The sequence below is a fragment of the Bartonella sp. AC329YNZD genome (genome assembly GCF_042196685.1).
Taxonomy (GTDB): Bacteria; Pseudomonadota; Alphaproteobacteria; order Rhizobiales; family Rhizobiaceae; genus Bartonella.
The window spans coordinates 118,274-136,118 of record NZ_JBHIQS010000003.1 but is presented as its reverse complement, the minus strand read 5'-3'; the positions used below and the strand labels follow the sequence as shown (position 1 = coordinate 136,118).

Here is a 17,845-nt window from a genome sequence, read left to right as displayed (position 1 = left end):
ATACCCATAACTGATTTCGTTCTAATAATAAGTTACAATTTCTGCACCTTTTTTAAGGTGTTAACTTCTTTATAAACGCACACCCTTACAAGATGGTTTTGTTTTCAGTAAGAGCACGCCTGCTCATTTCAATCATTGCATCGCGAAGATGTAACTTAATTTTTGATCCAATAATCATTCCAAATAAAGGAGCAAGTAAGCCAGAAATAATTACAGTATGACGAATTTTGTTATTTGAAGAACCCGATTTTGTTGAACAAATATATTCATGATTAAAACTCATACGTGTAAAAGGAAGTTTAGCATAATCAGAAAAGCAAATATTTTTTATAACTTTATCAAGTGTAAAAGTTACTGTAGGTCCTTTTTTAGGTTTCATGCGTCCTATAGCGCCTTCTTTGAAAGGACCAGAAAGTTCTACCCACTCAAGTTCACTATCCCAGCAAGGCCATGATGCCACATCTTCCCATATAGCCCAAATTTTCTCAGCACTTGCTTCTGTACTAATTTCTTCACTATATATCCATTTAAACATGATAATCTCCCCTTTTTTATAAATTACTTATCTTTAGTGATAAAAAATAATATAAAAAAGTATCCTTAAAGCTGCACAACGATAAGATACTTAATACTCTAAGATCTACTTAATATGTAATGATTAAATCAACAAGCGATACTACTAAACTAAACACACAAATATTCAGGATAAATGAACAATATTTTCAATACTAAACAAAATATCTTTTTTAAGTTTAGACAATAACAAAAAATAAAAGTTACGCATCATTAAAATATAAATGCAGACTGCATAGCTTAAAGCTTTCAACTGCTGATGAAATGTAATGATTAAGGTATAGCAGAAAGAAATTAGACAAAAAAGATCATAACTATTATCGAGGATATATATATCCTATTGGAGAAAAAACATCCTTCTGTAGTAAAGCTAATAAAACTTCATCAATTCCTTTAACATTAGAATCTTTTATTTACTTTCTGCTTGACCTTTTAAAAACCATATAAAATGAAGAAAACTGTGAAAAAACATTTTTTTATCTTATCGGATAAAAACAAGAACTTTCTCAAGATGTAAGCAATCGTAATTTATAAAGACGTATTGCTGTCTCACCATAAAAACGCTCATCGTCTAGATAAAAAATATCTGGTAAATGAATAATCGTATCTTTCTTTTCTTCGAGCACGAAGAGTGTATCAGCTTTTGCCCAACCTCCTCGCAAAGCTTCTACAAAAGCACGTTCACCTAAACAACGGCTATAGGGAGGATCAGCGCAAATAACATCAAATGGAAGCATTGTTCCAATATTGCCAAGTTTGGTTGCATCACGACGCAAAATCCGTCCAATCCCTTGCAATTCAAAAGCTTCGATATTTTTTTGAAGTACTCCACGCCCCTCAACTGAATTTTCAACAAAAACAGCAGCCTTTGCTCCACGTGAAAGTGCTTCAATGCCTAAAGCCCCCGTACCAGCAAAAAGATCAAGAATGCGTTTATTGGTCCAAAATTGTTCTTCACGGCTAGAAAGAATATTAAAAAGGCTTTCACGTGTACGATCACTCGTTGGGCGAATCGACTGATTAACAGGCGAAAATAAAACACGACCAGCAAATTTACCGCCTATAATCCGCACGTGGACCTCCAAATCGCTTCGAAGTTTTTGCACCATCTCTCTGTGATTTAGATTTTTTCATAGAACCACCAAATGTTTTTACTTTTTTCTTTCTCTCAAAAGAACGCTCATCATGACCACCTTTTATCATTTTCTCTTTATCCTTTAAAAAGCGATCTTTCTTACCAAAGGGATGCGTCTCGTCATAAGATATTTTGCCACGTTTTTGAACAAAACTTTCCCTCTTCTCTTTGTGTGACGAACTTTCTTTTAGTTTTTCCTTGCCTCGATGAAAGGACTTTCTACCATCCAAATCGCTCTTATAACCATGCGATTTCTCCTCACTATAGGAAGGCTTTCTACGTGCACTTTGCGGACGTGCACCAGGAGCCATCCAAACATTAGCACGGCGAGAACGCGGTAGAAAACGCTCTACTTTTCCTTCTTCACTTTTCTCCTTTTTTACATTTTCATGAGATTTTGTACTTAATCGTGCGCGACTATGTTCAACAGAACCATCTCTTGAGCGACGTCGTATCACCCTTTCACTTGAGAAAACCCAACCATCATTTGCAACAGAAAGATCTTTCTGGCTTTTCTTTTCTGCAACAACTGCAGAATTTGAAAATGGCTTAAGAATAGGAGCATCAAAATCTGCATTGGCTTGCATAATCAAACGCTCTCCCAACTGATCTCGTAACATCCGCCCTTTTAACTCTTGCACAGCTCCTTCTTCTAAATCAGAGAGATGAAATGGACCATAAGATACACGTATTAATCGATTAACTGATAATCCCAATGCCCCTAAAACATTCTTTATTTCACGATTTTTTCCTTCTCGCAAAGCAACAGAAAGCCATATATTCGACCCTTGTTCGCGTTCAATTGATGCTTCAATTGAACCATAAAAAATACCATTAATCGCAATACCATTTTTAAGGTTATCCAGCGCACTCTGTTTTACTCTTCCATGAGCACGGACGCGATATTTGCGGACCCACCCCGTTACAGGAAGTTCTAATACACGCGCTAAGCCACCATCATTGGTTAAAAGCAAAAGCCCTTCCGTGTTAATGTCAAGCCTTCCTACAGAAAGAACACGCGGCATTCCTTTTGGTAAATTACTAAATACTGTAGGTCTGCCTTCAGGATCACGGTTCGTGGTGACAAGACCTGCTGGCTTATGGTAAAGCCATAAACGCGTTCGTTCTATAGGAGGTAAAGGTTTGCCATCAACTTTAATAACATCAGAGCGGCTAACATTAAAAGCTGGCGTTTTCACGACTTTACCATTCACAGAAATACGACCTGAAACAATCATCATTTCTGCATCTCGACGCGAAGCAACACCAGCACGCGCTAATCTTTTAGCAATTCGTTCACTCTCATTATTTTCATTCATTTGCGTTTCAAACCAATCTTTGCAAGTATGTTCAGAAAATTATTCACATGCACCATACCGCTTATCCTGAAAAATGAAGTAGCATAATCATTTATCATTTTCTATCCTTTAACGACAATAATGTATCTGTTGACTTGCAAGTTTGTTTTAAACTCTTAAAAAAATAGAGGTATTCTTTTCATTATAAAAGCGTAATAAATTATTCATTCCATAGCATTCCTTATCGAGATAACCTTTAGATTTTCTATACCTTCAGTAGGAAGAATATTATGACTTTGACGCCCATGGAAATAGCCCTTTTAGAAGCGCAAGAAGCTGCAAAAAAAGATGAAGTTCCCGTAGGTGCTATCATTACACGTGGAAAAGCTATCATTGCACGCGCTGGTAACTTTATAAAATCTGCATATGACCCTACAGGACACGCAGAAATACGCGCAATCCGTATGGCTTGCAAAACATTGCAAAGCGAAAGGCTTCCTGATTGCGATCTTTATGTAACACTTGAACCTTGTGCTATGTGTGCTGCTGCTATTTCATTTGCACGCATACGACGTCTCTATTACGCAACAAATGATCCCAAAGGAGGTGCTATAGAAAATGGTCCACGTTTTTATCAGCAACCAACCTGTCATCACAAACCTGAGATTTATTCTGGTTTTAAAGAAAAAGAAGCAGCTCAATTACTTAAAGATTTTTTTGTACAAAAACGATACTAAAAATAATTCTTCTTCCATAACTTTTACTCTTTAGAAACTATCCTATTTCTTAAAAAAGATTATTCATCCTTCTGATATAGCGAAAGCTATTTTGAAGCATTTTTTTCTCTTTTAATCCTGCATATGCTTCTATAAAATGATACATTCATTCATAAGAATAATTCATTATTTTGTATATAAAATATAAAGTCCAAAATATCGTAGATATACTCTTATTTCAAATTACATTGAAGCAATAAAAATCTCTTTCTTGGCACTCATAAGTGAGGTTACTGTCTAGATAAAAAACGTTTTAGAAAAGACTAAAAATGTCTTTTATGAAAGCTCTCAAATGCAAAAATTGCCACAACATTGAAATCTGGAAAATAAAATGATGGTATAAGCTCTCTCCTTCATAAGAATAAAGCTGCTAATTTTCAATGGCTTTCACGTTATACTATCCACAAAAACAACGTTGTGAAATGGACTTAAAAGATATTTCTTGTTAAAAAAGTGACGCCGAACCACTCTCTCGGTGCTATCGCCATATTGCTATTTCATGGAAATAACAACCAGCTTGCAGCAGCATTATAACTCTGAGTGAACGAGAACTTGGCGTTATAAGTAATGAGAAGAATACTTCACATACTTTATATTTTGTCTTTTTCTTATCGACCAATAGGTGCAATTTTTGCCGGTTGGCGATAACTTAAAGGTGGTTCAGTGAGATAGCGACGGTATTTTGAACTTCCAACTTGTGCTCTCTGACGACGTAAATATTCTTGTCGTTGCTTCGCACTCAACTGTGAAGGATTTTCTGAACCAGCGCCATTAACTAATGATCGCTTGTGAGGAAAAGGAGTACTTTCCCGATGCTGCTTCGATGCTGCTATTTTATTGACAGATTTATCTTGTTGTGGCACCGGTAAAAACCTGCGTGAACTAGGACTTGGTATTATAAGCTTTGGATGGGGTTTCATAACAATCTGGCTGCTGTTATTTGTTGGTGTTAATGAAGTGATATTAGCAACATCTTCAAAAAACTGTATCGAAACTGGTTTATTGGTACCATAGGTAGGCGCATTACATCCCGTTAAAACAAAGCATATACCTAAAATTCCTATTGGAAATATTTTTACTTCACATTTTCTCACTGCTTATCCCATTTCCTAAGTATATGGCTGATTAATATTCCCGTTATTTATGAGAGAACGGTCCATATACAAATTTCCCCCCCTGCAGATAAAACAACGGAATTTTTTTCGTACCACAAAAAACTATATTCATCAATACGAGAAATATACTTGCATTTCTTTCCTTTGATCTAAAACTTTAAATCTTGCCAAGAATCCGCAATTCCCGCAAAGCAGCTGCATCACGAGCAGATACATCCGGATAAGCTGGATCACTTCCAACATCTTGTGTATAACGCCATGATCGAGCACATTTTTTTCCCAACGCTTTCTTTGGATATACACCAACACCTTCAACATCATCCAAAGTAAACGCATCGGAAGGCATTGTATCCTGCGTAATTGTGAGTGCGCTGGTAATACAGATCTCCGCCATATCCACATTTTCTAATGCCTCTCGTAAAACCAGATTGGAAATAAAAACAATAGGCGCAGCTTCCAAAGAGGATCCAATACGCTTATTAGCACGTTCAAGTTCTAAAGCACCTGTCACAACTTTACGGACCTGCCGAATTTTTTTCCAACGCTCAGCCAAAGATTGGTTTTGCCATTCTTCTGGTACAGAGCGAAATTGTTCCAAATGCACTGATTGGCTTTCTGGGTAACGCTCTAACCAAGCTTCCTCCATAGTAAAAGGCAACATTGGAGCAAGCCATGTTACCATACGCTCAAAAACCTCACGGACAACCTGCAAGGAGGCCTTGCGTTTTTTTGATGAAGGCGCATCACAATAAAGAGAATCCTTTCGGATATCAAAATAAAATGCCGATAACTCAATGATTGAAAAATCCAATAATGCACGCATAATCTTTTTAAAATCAAATTCATCGTAAGCGCGATTAATCAACTGATCAAGTTCAAAAAGCCTATGCAATATAAATTTTTCAAGATCCGGCAGTGCACCATAAGATATTTCTTCTCCATCATCATGTGCTAAAGTTCCAAGCATCCAACGAATTGCATTGCGTAGTTTACGATATGAATCCACATTTGTCTGAAGAATTTTCTTGCCTAAACGCTGATCTTCCCAATAATCTGTTGTCATCACCCAAAGACGAAAAATATCAGCTCCAGATGTTTTAATGATCTCTTGCGGAACAACCGTATTGCCTAAAGATTTAGACATTTTCTTACCATTCTCATCCAAAGTAAAACCGTGTGTGATCACTGCCTTATAAGGAGAGCAAGCACGCGTACCACAGCTTTCCAAAAGAGAAGATTGGAACCATCCACGATGTTGATCAGAGCCTTCAAAATAAACATCTGCAGGCCATTTTAAATCAGCCCGATCTTCTAATACAAAGCTATGGCTTGCTCCAGAATCAAACCAAACATCCAAAATATCATGAACCTGCATCCAAGGCTCATGCGCACGGTCACCTAAAAAACGTTCACGTGCTCCTTCAGCAAACCATGCATCTGCCCCTTCTACTTCAAAAGCCCGTAAAATACGTTCGTTCACGCTTTCATCTTTCAAAACAACACCATCCTCATTCGCAAAAATACAAATAGGAACTCCCCAAGAGCGCTGACGAGAAAGAACCCAATCAGGACGATCTACTATCATAGAAGCTAGGCGGTTTTGCCCAGAAGATGGTACAAAACGCGTTTTTGAAACAGCTTCCAAAGCCCGACTGCGTAAAGTTGAACCATCCCCAAGATCTTTATCCATTGAAATAAACCATTGCGGCGTATTACGAAAAATAACGGGTTTTTTCGAACGCCAACTATGGGGATAGGAATGTTTCAAACGACCGCGTGCAAATAATCGATCTGCTTTAATTAAAGCGTTAATGACCTCTTTATTGGCATCACCCATTTTTCCATTATCATCAATAACACGTGCTGCTCCCCCTTCACGATCCGGTCCCAAACCCGGAACATCTTTCGTATAGAAACCCGCATCATCGACAGGAAATGGTATAGATGAATCAATCCCTGTTTGCTCCAATAGAGGCTTATAAGCATTCCAAATTTCAAAGTCCTCACGCCCATGACTTGGTGCTGTATGGACAAAACCTGTACCAGCATTCTCTGTCACATGCGCCCCCTCAAGCAGTACTATCTTATAATTATACCCTCCCGCCAAACCTTTGAGTGGATGAGAAAGAACAAGAGCTTTCAATTCATCAGTAGAAATAACACGCAAACGCTTCAAAACAAGTTTGGCTTTTTCTGCACAACTCATCGCTAGAGCATCTGCAAAGAGAAGCTTTTCTCCCGCTTGAGGACCAAAATCATTTTCAGTACTTTCAACTTCGTAAATACCATAAGAAATCTGCGAAGAATAACTCACTGCACGGTTAGCAGGAATTGTCCATGGTGTTGTTGTCCAAATGACGACATAAGCACCATATAAATCATCAGAATTTGCTTCAAAAACAGGAAACTTAACCCAAATCACCTCTGATTCATGATCATGATATTCAATCTCAGCCTCTGCCAAAGCCGTACGCTCCACAACAGACCACATCACCGGCTTGGAACCACGATAAATCTGATCTGACATAGCAAATTTTATCAATTCACTAGCAATGCGTGCTTCTGCATGAAAAGCCATTGTAGTGTAAGGCGTGTTAAAATCTCCCACAACACCAAGGCGTTTAAATTCTTCGCTTTGAACGGTTACCCAATGTTGTGCAAATTCACGGCATTCTTGACGAAACTCATTCAGAGGTACCTCGTCCTTATTTTTTCCCTGTGCTCGATATTTTTCTTCAATTTTCCATTCAATTGGAAGCCCATGGCAATCCCAACCAGGAACATAATTTGCATTAAAACCGCGCATTTGGAATGAACGAACAACCACATCCTTTAGAACTTTGTTTAAAGCATGCCCGATATGAATATGACCATTTGCATAAGGTGGACCATCATGAAGAATATAAAATGGACGATCTTTTGCTTGTTGGCGCAATTGCGCATAAAGCCCTATATTTTCCCAATGCGCCATCAATTCAAGCTCTTTTTGCGGAAGACCTGCACGCATGGGAAAATTTGTCTGTGGGAGATAAAGAGTTTTTGAATAATCTATTGTTTCATTTTTCACAGTCATTGTGAAATATTCCTGTCCACTTTTACGAGTTTACTTTTGCATAACTTCCCTGAACCCTGCAACTCTGGTTTTTATCTATAGGGAAATCCGAGCTTATCATTCGTATTAAGCAGCGATCAAGAAAATATATCATTACACTTTATGGGCTTTAACATGAAATTCACAAGAAAAGAAACCAAAAAATGATTTAAAAAAATAAAGGCTCCACTAATAGTGGAGCCTCTTAGAAATTTACTCTTAAAAAAGATCAAAATTTGTAAGCTACACCAACACGGAAATCATTGGTTTTGTAATTAACTTCAAGTTTTTCTTTTGCAAATTTCTTTTTACCAAAATCGGAATAACGATATTCTGCACGTACAATCACATTATCCAACATCGCGAAATCAATGCCACCACCCAGAGTGTAACCAATCATAGTTTTTGTCTCATCAGTTAAGTTTTTAGAAGAAACGACACTTCCGTCCTCACCCTTAACAGATATTGATACAGTGTCTTGGAACTGCCCATAAGCAATACCACCAGCGAGATAAGGCATAAAGCGATCAGCAGCAAAACCAATACGGACCCGTGTAGCACCACCCCAATTTTGTTTGAAAGTATGGTTTAAAGCTTCAACTTCATCTTCTTGATCCAGAGCAAGTTCAGAAGCAACCTTTTTGATTTGTTCTATACCGTATACACTGGAATTGCTCTTATCTGCCGCTTGGGGACTTTGTGCACCGTGTCCAGCCATATTCTGTCCACCATGAGGATGAGAAGTATGTGGGTGAGAACCATGCGGATTAGCACCAGAGCTGTATCCACCGCCGTGAGGTGCACCATGTGGATGAGCATGTCCACCTCCATTAGAAGCAACGCGCGAATGAGAGTTATTACCACTATAACTCTGAATACTATGATGACCTCCGCTTGTTCCATTAGAAGCCTCTTTCTCAGATCCAGATGATCCTGATCTCGCTAGTACAAGTGATGAACTCGGTACCGTTTTCTCTACTGCTGATGGCTGTACTGATGTGGGTGCTTTTGCTACTAGCTCATTTGATTCTTTTATTGAATGAGAGGATACTGGTGTTTTTCCAACCGTTTGTGCAGATTCTGATCTTACAGACGCTTTGGGTTTACTTACTCTCGCTTCTGATGGTTGCTCTCCTGTAGATGACCTTGCCAAAGAAAGCGGTTCTGACGCTTTTGATATCGATCCTGTCTGTACACTGGGAGATGCTGATTTTGCTACTACTTTTGATACATTCTCTCTTAATGATGTTTCTCCTGTATCTGATCTTAATAATGAAGCTGATACTGGTTGCTCTGAGTTTGTCCCCGTGGTGGAAGATGTTTGTTTAGATATAGCTGTTTGCTTTAACATTGCTGTTGGGCTTGACCTTCCTGATACTGATTTTACTGAATTAGTGCTGCCAGCTGCTGGTGATTGCACAGTTTTCTCTGATTCTAATAACGTTTGTGTTGTAGAATTTTCTGGCGCTTTTGGATTAGCGTTAGTCTCTGTTAACCCTTTTGATTGTTGTATTCCTCCTTCTGCTTTTGTTTGTACATTTAGCGTTGATGGTACTGATACTGTTGATATTGATGCTTTTGGGGTTACAACTTCTGCTGATCTGCGGGCTCTTCCTACTGCATTCTCTACTGTAGCGTTATTAGATGCACCTATGGTTATGGTTTTTGTGTGTTTTTTTCCAGATAACATTAAATCCGTATCAATACCAAAAACAAAGCTGTCACCGAGATCGATATTAGACCCTGCATAAAAACCACCTGCAAAACCTGAAAGTTTAGGAGAGAACTCTTTATCCAGCGAGAAATTCTTTTCTTGATCAATAAGAGCCATATCCGCTTTGCTCGAAAAACCACCGGCTTGGACACCTAAATAAAGACCTGTCCATGAAAAAGTAGGAGCAACAATGGCAGAAGAAGTCGATGATGCTGGCTGATGAGGAATCAGAACATCAGCAGCTAACGCTGTAGATGCCGAAATTAAAGAAAAAATAGACGCTGTTATTAAACATTTTGTGTTCATAAAATCTCTCCAAATATCCAAAATGAAATGTATATAGAGTATCTTTTTTGAAATATCTGTAGCAAAAATAACACACTCACAAAAAAATAAAGGATTTTTGAAAATAAGCTTTCTTAACTATTTAGTTTTGTTTTCAATGAGGATTTGTAAATTAAATCACACTAAAATTATGTGTCTTAAAATTGGATTTATTTCCATTAAATTTTCGCGTGACGGTTAATGACAATATTCTTTACAAATTTCTTTTTACAGAAATCTCAATAACAATATTCTGCACACAAAAAACATTGTCTATCACTCAAAAAATCAACGCCAGTGCAAACCGTAAAATCAATCATTACATTTTTTAAAACCAAGCACCATAAAAGTTTCATGAAATAAAACATTCACAAAAAAACTTTTAGATTTTTTTCAGAAATATTGTCGTCCTAACACATCACTTTGATTTATAAAGATAACTTATTGTTTGTATGTTTAATAAAAAAATCTAATACCGTAGGATTCTCTCGTTTAAAACCTGTTCCATGTTGAATCCATCAAAACCATGTCTCTGTGTATGTCATAAACGGGATGGAGCATGTCAATAAAAAATATTAAAGACAAGATTAAAAATACTTTTTATAAAAGCTCTTAACAGCTAAGGTCTGTCTGAAACATTGGTGGCTATTACAGTGTATGATGGTGCCAGTTTACTCTTTTTATTAAGCATAAAGGTCGTAGTACTCAATGGAGTTATTATATTGGGGGATTATCGCTTTATACTATTCACGAATCTTGACATGAAACAGATATGATATGCCCTGAGAAATATTTCTTTAAAACAAGCGTGTGAATACGTAACAACGATATAGTCCGTTTGGGGCATTTTGTTTTCATAAGAGGTGTGATCCCATTAAAGAATGCAATAAATAAAAGCGCAAAACAATACATCATCCTCACTATTAAAAAAACATTGCTCTCAATGCTTTTGAAAATCATAAAACTCAATTAAAAGAAGAAGGTAAAGTTGAAAACTGATTTTTATCTTTATAATTTCATATGCTTCCCTAATGAGACTGTATTTCCGTTTCAGAGAGTACTCTAACAGGATATATGTAGCACGATCGTTCTAAACTAGCATATAAAAGGCGGCTAAAGTTAATCACTGGTTATGATCTTTTCCTGTTTTTGAGATTAATTGAACGCTTTTCACTTAGGTGTGAAATAGCAGCAGTGATATAAGATTTTATTAATCAGTAATTATAAAATCTCTCTATATATGTAACCAATCCGCTTATGGAGAAGCAAATCGGCACCATCACACATTTTGCCAGCTCGTGAATACTGCTCTCTCCCTTTCCTTGCATTAAGATGGTTCATAAGAGCCATTTTTAATCCTTTCTTCTATAGTTTTTATCCACACACTCATCCTACCTATGATGTGCAAGCAAGTGATTTTTATTGATTCAACATACACAGATTTGAAATGAGAAAATTTTACGGTATTTGAGGATCTAATTCAACATGAATAATATTAAATTATCTTTATAAATCAATATGTTGCAAGACATTTATAATAGACGACTTTTTTCTTTAAAGCTTTATAACACAAAATGAAATAATAAAAACAAGAAGGGTTTAAGAAAGATTAAAATAAAGGGCTAATAAAATAAAGGCCTCGTTAAACGAGGCCTTAGTATCTTTTTGTGCTTATAATTTCATTTTTACGAAATTAGAACTTGTAAGCGACACCTACACGGAAGTCATTGGTTTTGTAGTTGAATTCACGTGTATCGTTTGCGAATTTCTTTTTACCAAAATCGGAGTAACGGTATTCTGCACGTAAAAGAACGTTTTCTGTCATTGCAAAGTCAACTCCACCACCAATAGTAAAACCAACCATTGTCTTCGTGTCATCAGCCCAAGTACCACCAGTCAAATCTACATTTTGCTTAACTGGTGGGTTTTCCATCACATCAGCTTTCTGCTCAACTTTAGCTCTCTCTCCTTTTCCTGCAACTGACTGAATGCCCTGTACCTGCGCATAGGCAATACCACCAGCAACATAAGGCATAATACGGTCAATAGCAGCAAAACCGATACGAACGCGTGTAGCACCAGACCATTTTTCTTTATAACTGTGTTTTTCCGTTACTTTGTCACCTATTTCAAACTGCTGATGATCTTTTAGTTCAACCTTAGCTTTTTCAAGGGCATTATTAAAAAATGCCACATCTTCTTTAGTAAGAGTCAATTCACGGGCTGTTTTTGATTCTTCACGGTCTGCCCAAACTGCATCAGTTTCAACACCCAGAATGAGACCATTTCCGAGGTCTACGTTAGATCCTGCATAAAGGCCACCCATGAAACCAGAAGGACTAGGTATATTATCTTTTTTGAAAAGTTCTTTGTCTGCTCCTGGAACAGTTAATTTCGTTTTACTCGAAAAGTTACCAACTTGACCACCAAGATAAAAGCCTGTCCAAGAAAACGAAGGGGCTGTGATAACTGCTGGTGCGGCTTCATGAGGAATCACGACATCAGCTGCATATGCTGCAGAAGATGAAATCAAAGCGACAACAGAAGTTGCTATTAAAAATTTTGTATTCATAATTTTGCTCCTAAATTAACTACAAGATGATCCTACAAGATTATAAACAGAAAATCTGTAGTAAAAATGTCACAATTGTACAAATAAAAATCTTAGAAAACAGGGTTTTTGTAAAAGTCAAGATCTTTTGGAAATTTAATTTTTTATTAATACTTTGTATTCATAATTGCGCTTTTGACAAAATTAGAACTTGTAAGCAATACTTACACGAAAGCCATTGGTTTTGTAGCCTAGTTTACCCTCATCCTTTGCAAATTGCTTCTTACAAAAGTCCGAGTAATGGTATTCTGCACGCAACAGAACATTGTCTGTCATTGCAAAGTCAACACCTAGGGTGAAACTAACCAGTGTCTTTGTCTTCATCATGCAAATTATCAGAAGCGATCTTTTGATCAGTATTATCAGCCAGCCTCTTTTTTCACTTCAATTGTGGAAATGCCCTACATTTGCGTATAAGCAATACCATCAGCAAAATAAGGTATTATACGATTAGCAACTACAAAACTAATACGGGCCCATGTTAAACTAGACCATTTTTCTTCTTCAGTAAAAATTATAAACTATTGTATCATCATCGTGAAGCTTTTCTGCATCAGCCAAAGTAACGCCAGCATTTATAAGATTTTGGCTAAATTTTTATATCTCATACGCCTCAAGATCTTCTAAGTGCGTTTTTGTTTTTCCACGGTCATGCCCAAACTGCATCTGTTGCAACACCTAAGATGAAGACATTTCCAAGATCAAAGTTAGACCCTGTATAAAAACCGCCAATCAAACCTGAAAGTTTAGGCAATCCATATTTGTATGGAGTTTTTTTTATCTCTAAATCAAATAGATCAACTTGGCTTAAAAAGTTGCCAACTTGACCACCGATATAAAACCCTGTTCAAAAAAAGTAGGAGCAGCAATACCTGTTGGAGCTACTTCACCAAGAATGATAGCATTAGCAGCTTGTGTCGCAAAGCTGTAGTTATAATGATAACAGAAATTATGATTAAAGATTTTATATTCGTAAACTTTGCTCCTAATTTATTTAGAACGAAGTATTATACAACTACAGAAAAAACGCTGTAGTCAACATGATACAACCATAGGAAACGAAAGACGAACCCAATATAAAATCATTTCATAACTTCACTTCGTACAAAAAACTGTAAGTTATAAATATATACATAAGATATTGATTTTACACCGTAGTTATTGTCTCTTGTTTATGAAAATCTTTTTAAGAAAATCCGAATAATATCTTTTACATCCCCAACAAATATAAGGTATGTGATAATATATCAATAGAAAAATAAAAGAGGCTCCGTCTTTAACAGAGCCTCATAACAATTTATTTTGTCTTCATCATTTCGTTTTTGACGAAATTAGAATTTGTATGCAACACCTACACGGAAGTCATTGGTTCTGAAATTATATTCTTTTTCTTTTGCAAAAAATTTCTTTTTACCATAGTCCGCGTAACGGTATTCTGCACGCAACAGGACATTATCAGTCACTGCAAAATCAAGACCGCCACCAATAGTGAAACCAACCATTGTTGCTGTTTCATCAGATGAACCTGAAACAAAAGTTTTATTACCTACCTTCACTTCTCCATAAGCAGCCTCTAGCTGTGTATAGGCAACACCTCCAGCAACATAAGGCATAATGCGGTCAGCAGCAGCAAAACCAATACGTACTCGCGTAGCACCAGCCCATTTCTGTTTAAAACCAACACCTTCTGATACATCCACAATTCCTTGTGCAGCTGTATTTCTAACACTTAAACTCTTTACAATTTCAGTTCCACTAGCTGGAGGAGTTTCAGTTCCACTAGCTGGAGGAGTTTCAGTTCCACTAGCTGGAGGAGTTTCAGTTCCACTAGCTGGAGGAGTATCAGTTTTAGAAACTACTCGCACATCCTTTTTGCCAGACCAGATCATATCTGTTTCAACACCTAATATAATGCCATTTCCAAGATCAAAGTTAGATCCTGCATAAAAACCGCCAATCAAACCTGAAAGTTTAGGTGACAAGTCTTTAAAAACTGAAGTATCTTTATCTTTATCTTTTAATTCAACTTTACTTGAAAAACCACCAATCTGACCACCAATATAAAAGCCTGTCCAAGAAAATGAAGGGGCTGCGATGACTGCTGGGGCTGTTTCACGAGGGATGACAACATCAGCAGCTTGTGCTGCAGAAGCAGCCGCCATAGCGATAATAGAAGTTGTTACTAAAGATCTTATATTCATAAACTTTGCTCCTAATTTATTTATGAGACAGTGCTACAAAATTAGAGAAAGAAAAGCTGTAGTAAAAATGATACAGTTACAGAAAATAGAGGGATCATCCAAGACGAAATGATCTCATAGCTTCGTTTTGCACAAGAAACCGTAAGCTGTATAATGTAATAACTTATTGATTTTAAATGTAATTATTCTTTATTGTTTATGAAAAACTTTTTAAGAAGATCTGAAGAATATCTTTTCATATCCACAATAAATTATGTGTTGTGTGATAATATAGCAACAGAAAATAACAGAGGCTCTGTCAAAGACGAAGCCTCTTCGTTATTTAACTTACCATCTATTAAAATTTGTAAGCAACACCTACACGGAAATCATTGGTTTTGTAAGAAGTCTCATATTTATCATTTGAGAATTTCTTTTTACCAAAATCTGAGTAACGATATTCCGCCCGGACAATAATATTATTGGTCATTGCTAAATCAACACCAGCACCAAAAGTGTAACCAACAAGGGTCTTTGTTTCATCAGAAAGAGTACCAGAAGCGATTACTTTGTCTGAATCTTTATCTGTTATTGAAATCAACGCACTATCTTGAAGCTGTGTATAAGCGATACCACCAGCAACATAAGGCATAATGCGTTCAGCTGCAAAACCAATACGCACGCGCGTTGCACCAGCCCACTTTTCTTTAAAAGTGAAACTGTGGGTTCGTTTAGCACCAGCTTCAAGCGCGTCTTTACCAATATTAATTCCAGATTCTGTTAATATCTTCTTAATATAATTTATGTGATTTGGAGCAATAATGTATGTTTTTCCTGTCTTCGTGTCATCTTTATTAGACCACATAATATCCGTATCAACACCTAAAATAAGGCCATTGCCGAGATCAATATTGGAACCTGCGTAAAGACCACCCATGAAACCAGATAGTTTAGGCAAATAATCGTCATCTACTGGAATCTTTTGTCCACTAGCAAGAATATCCATCTTTGTTTTACCCGAAAAACCACCAAGCTGCCCACCAAGATAGAAACCTGTCCAAGAAAAAGTTGGAGCAACAATAACGGGAGCAACAGGAGTTGGACGCGGGGGAACAATAACATCTGCTGCCTGCACCGCTGAAGCTGAAACAAAAGCGAAAGCAGAAGCTGTTATTAACCATTTTATATTCATATTTTCTCTCCATAGCTGAATATTTATTTGAACACGTCATTTCATATAGAGCCCTATCTCTAGATATCTGTAGCAAAAATGATACACTCATAAAAAAAACAAAAAGCCTCTCCCGCCACCCTTAATTGCTTGATCTGTAATAAATAAGAATTAAACTATGCCCACAAAGGATCTCTTTTCGTCACATTTTCTCTCCTTTATGAATTTTGCAAAAAATCTACACTATCCCCTCCGTGTAAAGCATGTATTATTGGCTATGAAAGATTGTCTTTTATAGCTTACCTGCACTATTGAAGATGCTCTCATTTATATTTAAATAACGAAAACCATTCCCCTGCACATCACAAAAGAGCAAATGTGTGTGGATAAATAAAACTATTAAAGGCTAAAATGCCACCTATGAATACTCTCAATATCAAAAATAGCGAGAACTGTTAAAGTATTGAAAACAGCCAAATACAACCGTTCTATTTAAATTCATACAAACAAAATTTTTAGCTTCACCCTTCGCATGACCAAAATGCAAATAGCTCTCTGATTGTTTTTTTAGATTGTAAAGGACACTTGTATCGCACAAAATAAGACTCCCAATATTCCATAAATTGCAACAAAATCACAGGTAATTTATCACACATGCTCTTTGTTTTAATTAGTCATTTATTATTTTTTGAAATACTTACGCTTCTGCTTAACTTTCTAGAAAATCTTTTTCAGAGCTTTAGCCCTATTTGTAGGCTATCATTTCATACTCTTTTTAGTTAAATTGAAAAAATACCTCAAGAAAGACACCAGCTATGATAAACATCAAAACTTATATAAAAACACTCCTTAATGCTGAAAAAATGAAAGATCTTTCTTAAAGCCTTCAAACATACCTTTCTTAAAAAATCATAGATTTAGCAGAAAAATATCTCTCTTCTTCAACTCCCTCACACATATATACATCTCTTAATGTTGTTTTTTCACTTTTTAATAACTCATTGGACCTCGTGCAAATAGGTTTGGTCGTCTTCTTTTCCCTGATCCTTTTTTAGGATAATGATCTCTTTTTTTACCAGAATGTAACACAGGGACTAACTGAGCTGCTGTTATGCATTCGCTGTTATTTGTGCAAGAAAGTTCTATCTGAAAAACTTCTGATAAGATCTTTCTAGATCGTTCACTAGAAAAAAGATCTATAGGAGGAACAATCGCAGATATGTCCTGTATTAACTTTTGAGAAAACAAAACAGAAGAACCCTGCGCTACAGAAATTGAAGCAAAAGTAGCAAAAGTTGTCATAAAATATTTTATATTCATAAATTTAACCTCACAAAATATCCACAATGGATTTTATTTAGTATCCCCATTGAAAATTTCCAGAGAAAAATAACATGTTGATAGATGAAAGGTGAGAATTCTAAAAAACAAAACTTTGGAGCATTCTAATTTTAAAATAAATGCAAATTCCCCTGCTCTGCCAACATAGAAATCATTTGTTTGGTAGTAAATAAAGACATGAAGTATCGTCTAAAAATAATAAACAACGGGAATTTTACATCAACATATTGATTTATAAAATACCCCCATGAATGAACGCTCTAAATATCGTAAGATTCTCCCATTTCAAACTTGATCATGATGCATTAAGAAAATTTTTCGCTTACACATCATAAATGAAGTTGATTCATGGATAAAATTCTTAACAAAGGGGGACTGTTGAGCTGTTTAAATACAAAAACTATTGTAACATTTTGACTAGGCAAAAAGCACTACTGCTGTCTTGTTTTTTGCGCACTTTTCTAAGAGTCATTTTTTGTATCGTTCAGAGTTATCGTGATCATCTTTATATATTAA

General features: G+C 36.3%; 13 protein-coding genes. 1 reads left to right on the top strand and 12 read right to left on the bottom strand.

The window, feature by feature from the left end; all coding sequences use genetic code 11:
• Positions 1-85 precede the first annotated feature (85 nt).
• The 3 genes from ACFIMW_RS02890 to ACFIMW_RS02880 all read right to left on the bottom strand — a co-directional run bounded on the left by ACFIMW_RS02890 (position 86) and on the right by ACFIMW_RS02880 (position 3,027).
• The gene (locus tag ACFIMW_RS02890; RefSeq protein WP_375608061.1) at positions 86-535 is read right to left on the bottom strand and encodes a hypothetical protein; all 450 of its coding nucleotides are present in this window, start codon (positions 533-535) and stop codon (positions 86-88) included.
• Positions 536-1,079: 544 nt separating this feature from the next.
• Positions 1,080-1,646, bottom strand: coding sequence for a 16S rRNA (guanine(966)-N(2))-methyltransferase RsmD (rsmD, locus tag ACFIMW_RS02885; protein WP_375607336.1), 567 nt, complete (start codon positions 1,644-1,646; stop codon positions 1,080-1,082).
• The gene (locus ACFIMW_RS02880) at positions 1,627-3,027 is read right to left on the bottom strand and encodes a pseudouridine synthase (protein WP_375608060.1); all 1,401 of its coding nucleotides are present in this window, start codon (positions 3,025-3,027) and stop codon (positions 1,627-1,629) included. Before ACFIMW_RS02880 ends, rsmD begins: the two co-directional genes overlap by 20 nt.
• Before the next feature lie 269 nt (positions 3,028-3,296).
• Between ACFIMW_RS02880 and ACFIMW_RS02875 the strand changes: the two genes are divergently transcribed.
• On the top strand, positions 3,297-3,743 hold the full coding sequence (locus ACFIMW_RS02875; protein ID WP_375608059.1) for a nucleoside deaminase: 447 nt from the start codon (positions 3,297-3,299) through the stop codon (positions 3,741-3,743).
• A 647-nt stretch (positions 3,744-4,390) separates the two neighbouring features.
• Here the strand turns inward: ACFIMW_RS02875 and ACFIMW_RS02870 are convergent.
• The 9 genes from ACFIMW_RS02870 to ACFIMW_RS02830 all read right to left on the bottom strand — a co-directional run bounded on the left by ACFIMW_RS02870 (position 4,391) and on the right by ACFIMW_RS02830 (position 17,308).
• Positions 4,391-4,876: a hypothetical protein gene (locus tag ACFIMW_RS02870; RefSeq protein ID WP_375608058.1), complete on the bottom strand. Its 486-nt coding sequence runs from the start codon at positions 4,874-4,876 to the stop codon at positions 4,391-4,393.
• A gap of 178 nt (positions 4,877-5,054) precedes the next feature.
• Positions 5,055-7,970, bottom strand: coding sequence for an isoleucine--tRNA ligase (ileS, locus tag ACFIMW_RS02865; protein WP_375608057.1), 2,916 nt, complete (start codon positions 7,968-7,970; stop codon positions 5,055-5,057).
• Between the two features lie 247 nt (positions 7,971-8,217).
• Positions 8,218-10,008 carry an outer membrane beta-barrel protein gene (locus ACFIMW_RS02860; protein WP_375608056.1) on the bottom strand — a complete coding sequence of 597 codons (1,791 nt, stop codon included), beginning with the start codon at positions 10,006-10,008 and terminating at the stop codon, positions 8,218-8,220.
• A 1,239-nt stretch (positions 10,009-11,247) separates the two neighbouring features.
• The gene (locus ACFIMW_RS02855; RefSeq protein WP_375608055.1) at positions 11,248-11,376 is read right to left on the bottom strand and encodes a hypothetical protein; all 129 of its coding nucleotides are present in this window, start codon (positions 11,374-11,376) and stop codon (positions 11,248-11,250) included.
• Positions 11,377-11,719: 343 nt separating this feature from the next.
• Positions 11,720-12,598 carry an outer membrane protein gene (locus tag ACFIMW_RS02850; protein WP_375608054.1) on the bottom strand — a complete coding sequence of 293 codons (879 nt, stop codon included), beginning with the start codon at positions 12,596-12,598 and terminating at the stop codon, positions 11,720-11,722.
• A gap of 183 nt (positions 12,599-12,781) precedes the next feature.
• Complete coding sequence (locus ACFIMW_RS02845; protein WP_375608053.1) at positions 12,782-12,913, bottom strand: outer membrane protein; 132 nt, start codon at positions 12,911-12,913, stop codon at positions 12,782-12,784.
• A 1,055-nt stretch (positions 12,914-13,968) separates the two neighbouring features.
• Entirely contained in the window at positions 13,969-14,838 is an 870-nt protein-coding gene (locus ACFIMW_RS02840; protein WP_375617357.1) for a porin, read from the bottom strand.
• A gap of 337 nt (positions 14,839-15,175) precedes the next feature.
• Positions 15,176-16,009, bottom strand: a complete 834-nt coding sequence (locus tag ACFIMW_RS02835; RefSeq protein WP_375608051.1) for an outer membrane protein — start codon at positions 16,007-16,009, stop codon at positions 15,176-15,178.
• 969 nt (positions 16,010-16,978) lie between these two features.
• The gene (locus ACFIMW_RS02830) at positions 16,979-17,308 is read right to left on the bottom strand and encodes a hypothetical protein (RefSeq protein ID WP_375608050.1); all 330 of its coding nucleotides are present in this window, start codon (positions 17,306-17,308) and stop codon (positions 16,979-16,981) included.
• Positions 17,309-17,845: the final 537 nt, after the last annotated feature.

Excerpts from the sequence above, each read along its gene's own strand:
- ACFIMW_RS02880 (WP_375608060.1), bottom strand. The coding sequence starts at position 3,027 with ATGAATGAAAATAATGAGAGTGAACGAATTGCTAAAAGATTAGCGCGT.
- ACFIMW_RS02890 (WP_375608061.1), bottom strand. The coding sequence starts at position 535 with ATGTTTAAATGGATATATAGTGAAGAAATTAGTACAGAAGCAAGTGCT.
- ACFIMW_RS02830 (WP_375608050.1), bottom strand. The coding sequence starts at position 17,308 with ATGAATATAAAATATTTTATGACAACTTTTGCTACTTTTGCTTCAATT.
- ACFIMW_RS02845 (WP_375608053.1), bottom strand. The coding sequence starts at position 12,913 with ATGACAGACAATGTTCTGTTGCGTGCAGAATACCATTACTCGGACTTT.
- ACFIMW_RS02835 (WP_375608051.1), bottom strand. The coding sequence starts at position 16,009 with ATGAATATAAAATGGTTAATAACAGCTTCTGCTTTCGCTTTTGTTTCA.
- ACFIMW_RS02855 (WP_375608055.1), bottom strand. The coding sequence starts at position 11,376 with ATGGCTCTTATGAACCATCTTAATGCAAGGAAAGGGAGAGAGCAGTAT.
- ACFIMW_RS02875 (WP_375608059.1), top strand. The coding sequence starts at position 3,297 with ATGACTTTGACGCCCATGGAAATAGCCCTTTTAGAAGCGCAAGAAGCT.
- ACFIMW_RS02840 (WP_375617357.1), bottom strand. The coding sequence starts at position 14,838 with ATGAATATAAGATCTTTAGTAACAACTTCTATTATCGCTATGGCGGCT.
- ACFIMW_RS02860 (WP_375608056.1), bottom strand. The coding sequence starts at position 10,008 with ATGAACACAAAATGTTTAATAACAGCGTCTATTTTTTCTTTAATTTCG.
- ileS (WP_375608057.1), bottom strand. The coding sequence starts at position 7,970 with ATGACTGTGAAAAATGAAACAATAGATTATTCAAAAACTCTTTATCTC.
- ACFIMW_RS02850 (WP_375608054.1), bottom strand. The coding sequence starts at position 12,598 with ATGAATACAAAATTTTTAATAGCAACTTCTGTTGTCGCTTTGATTTCA.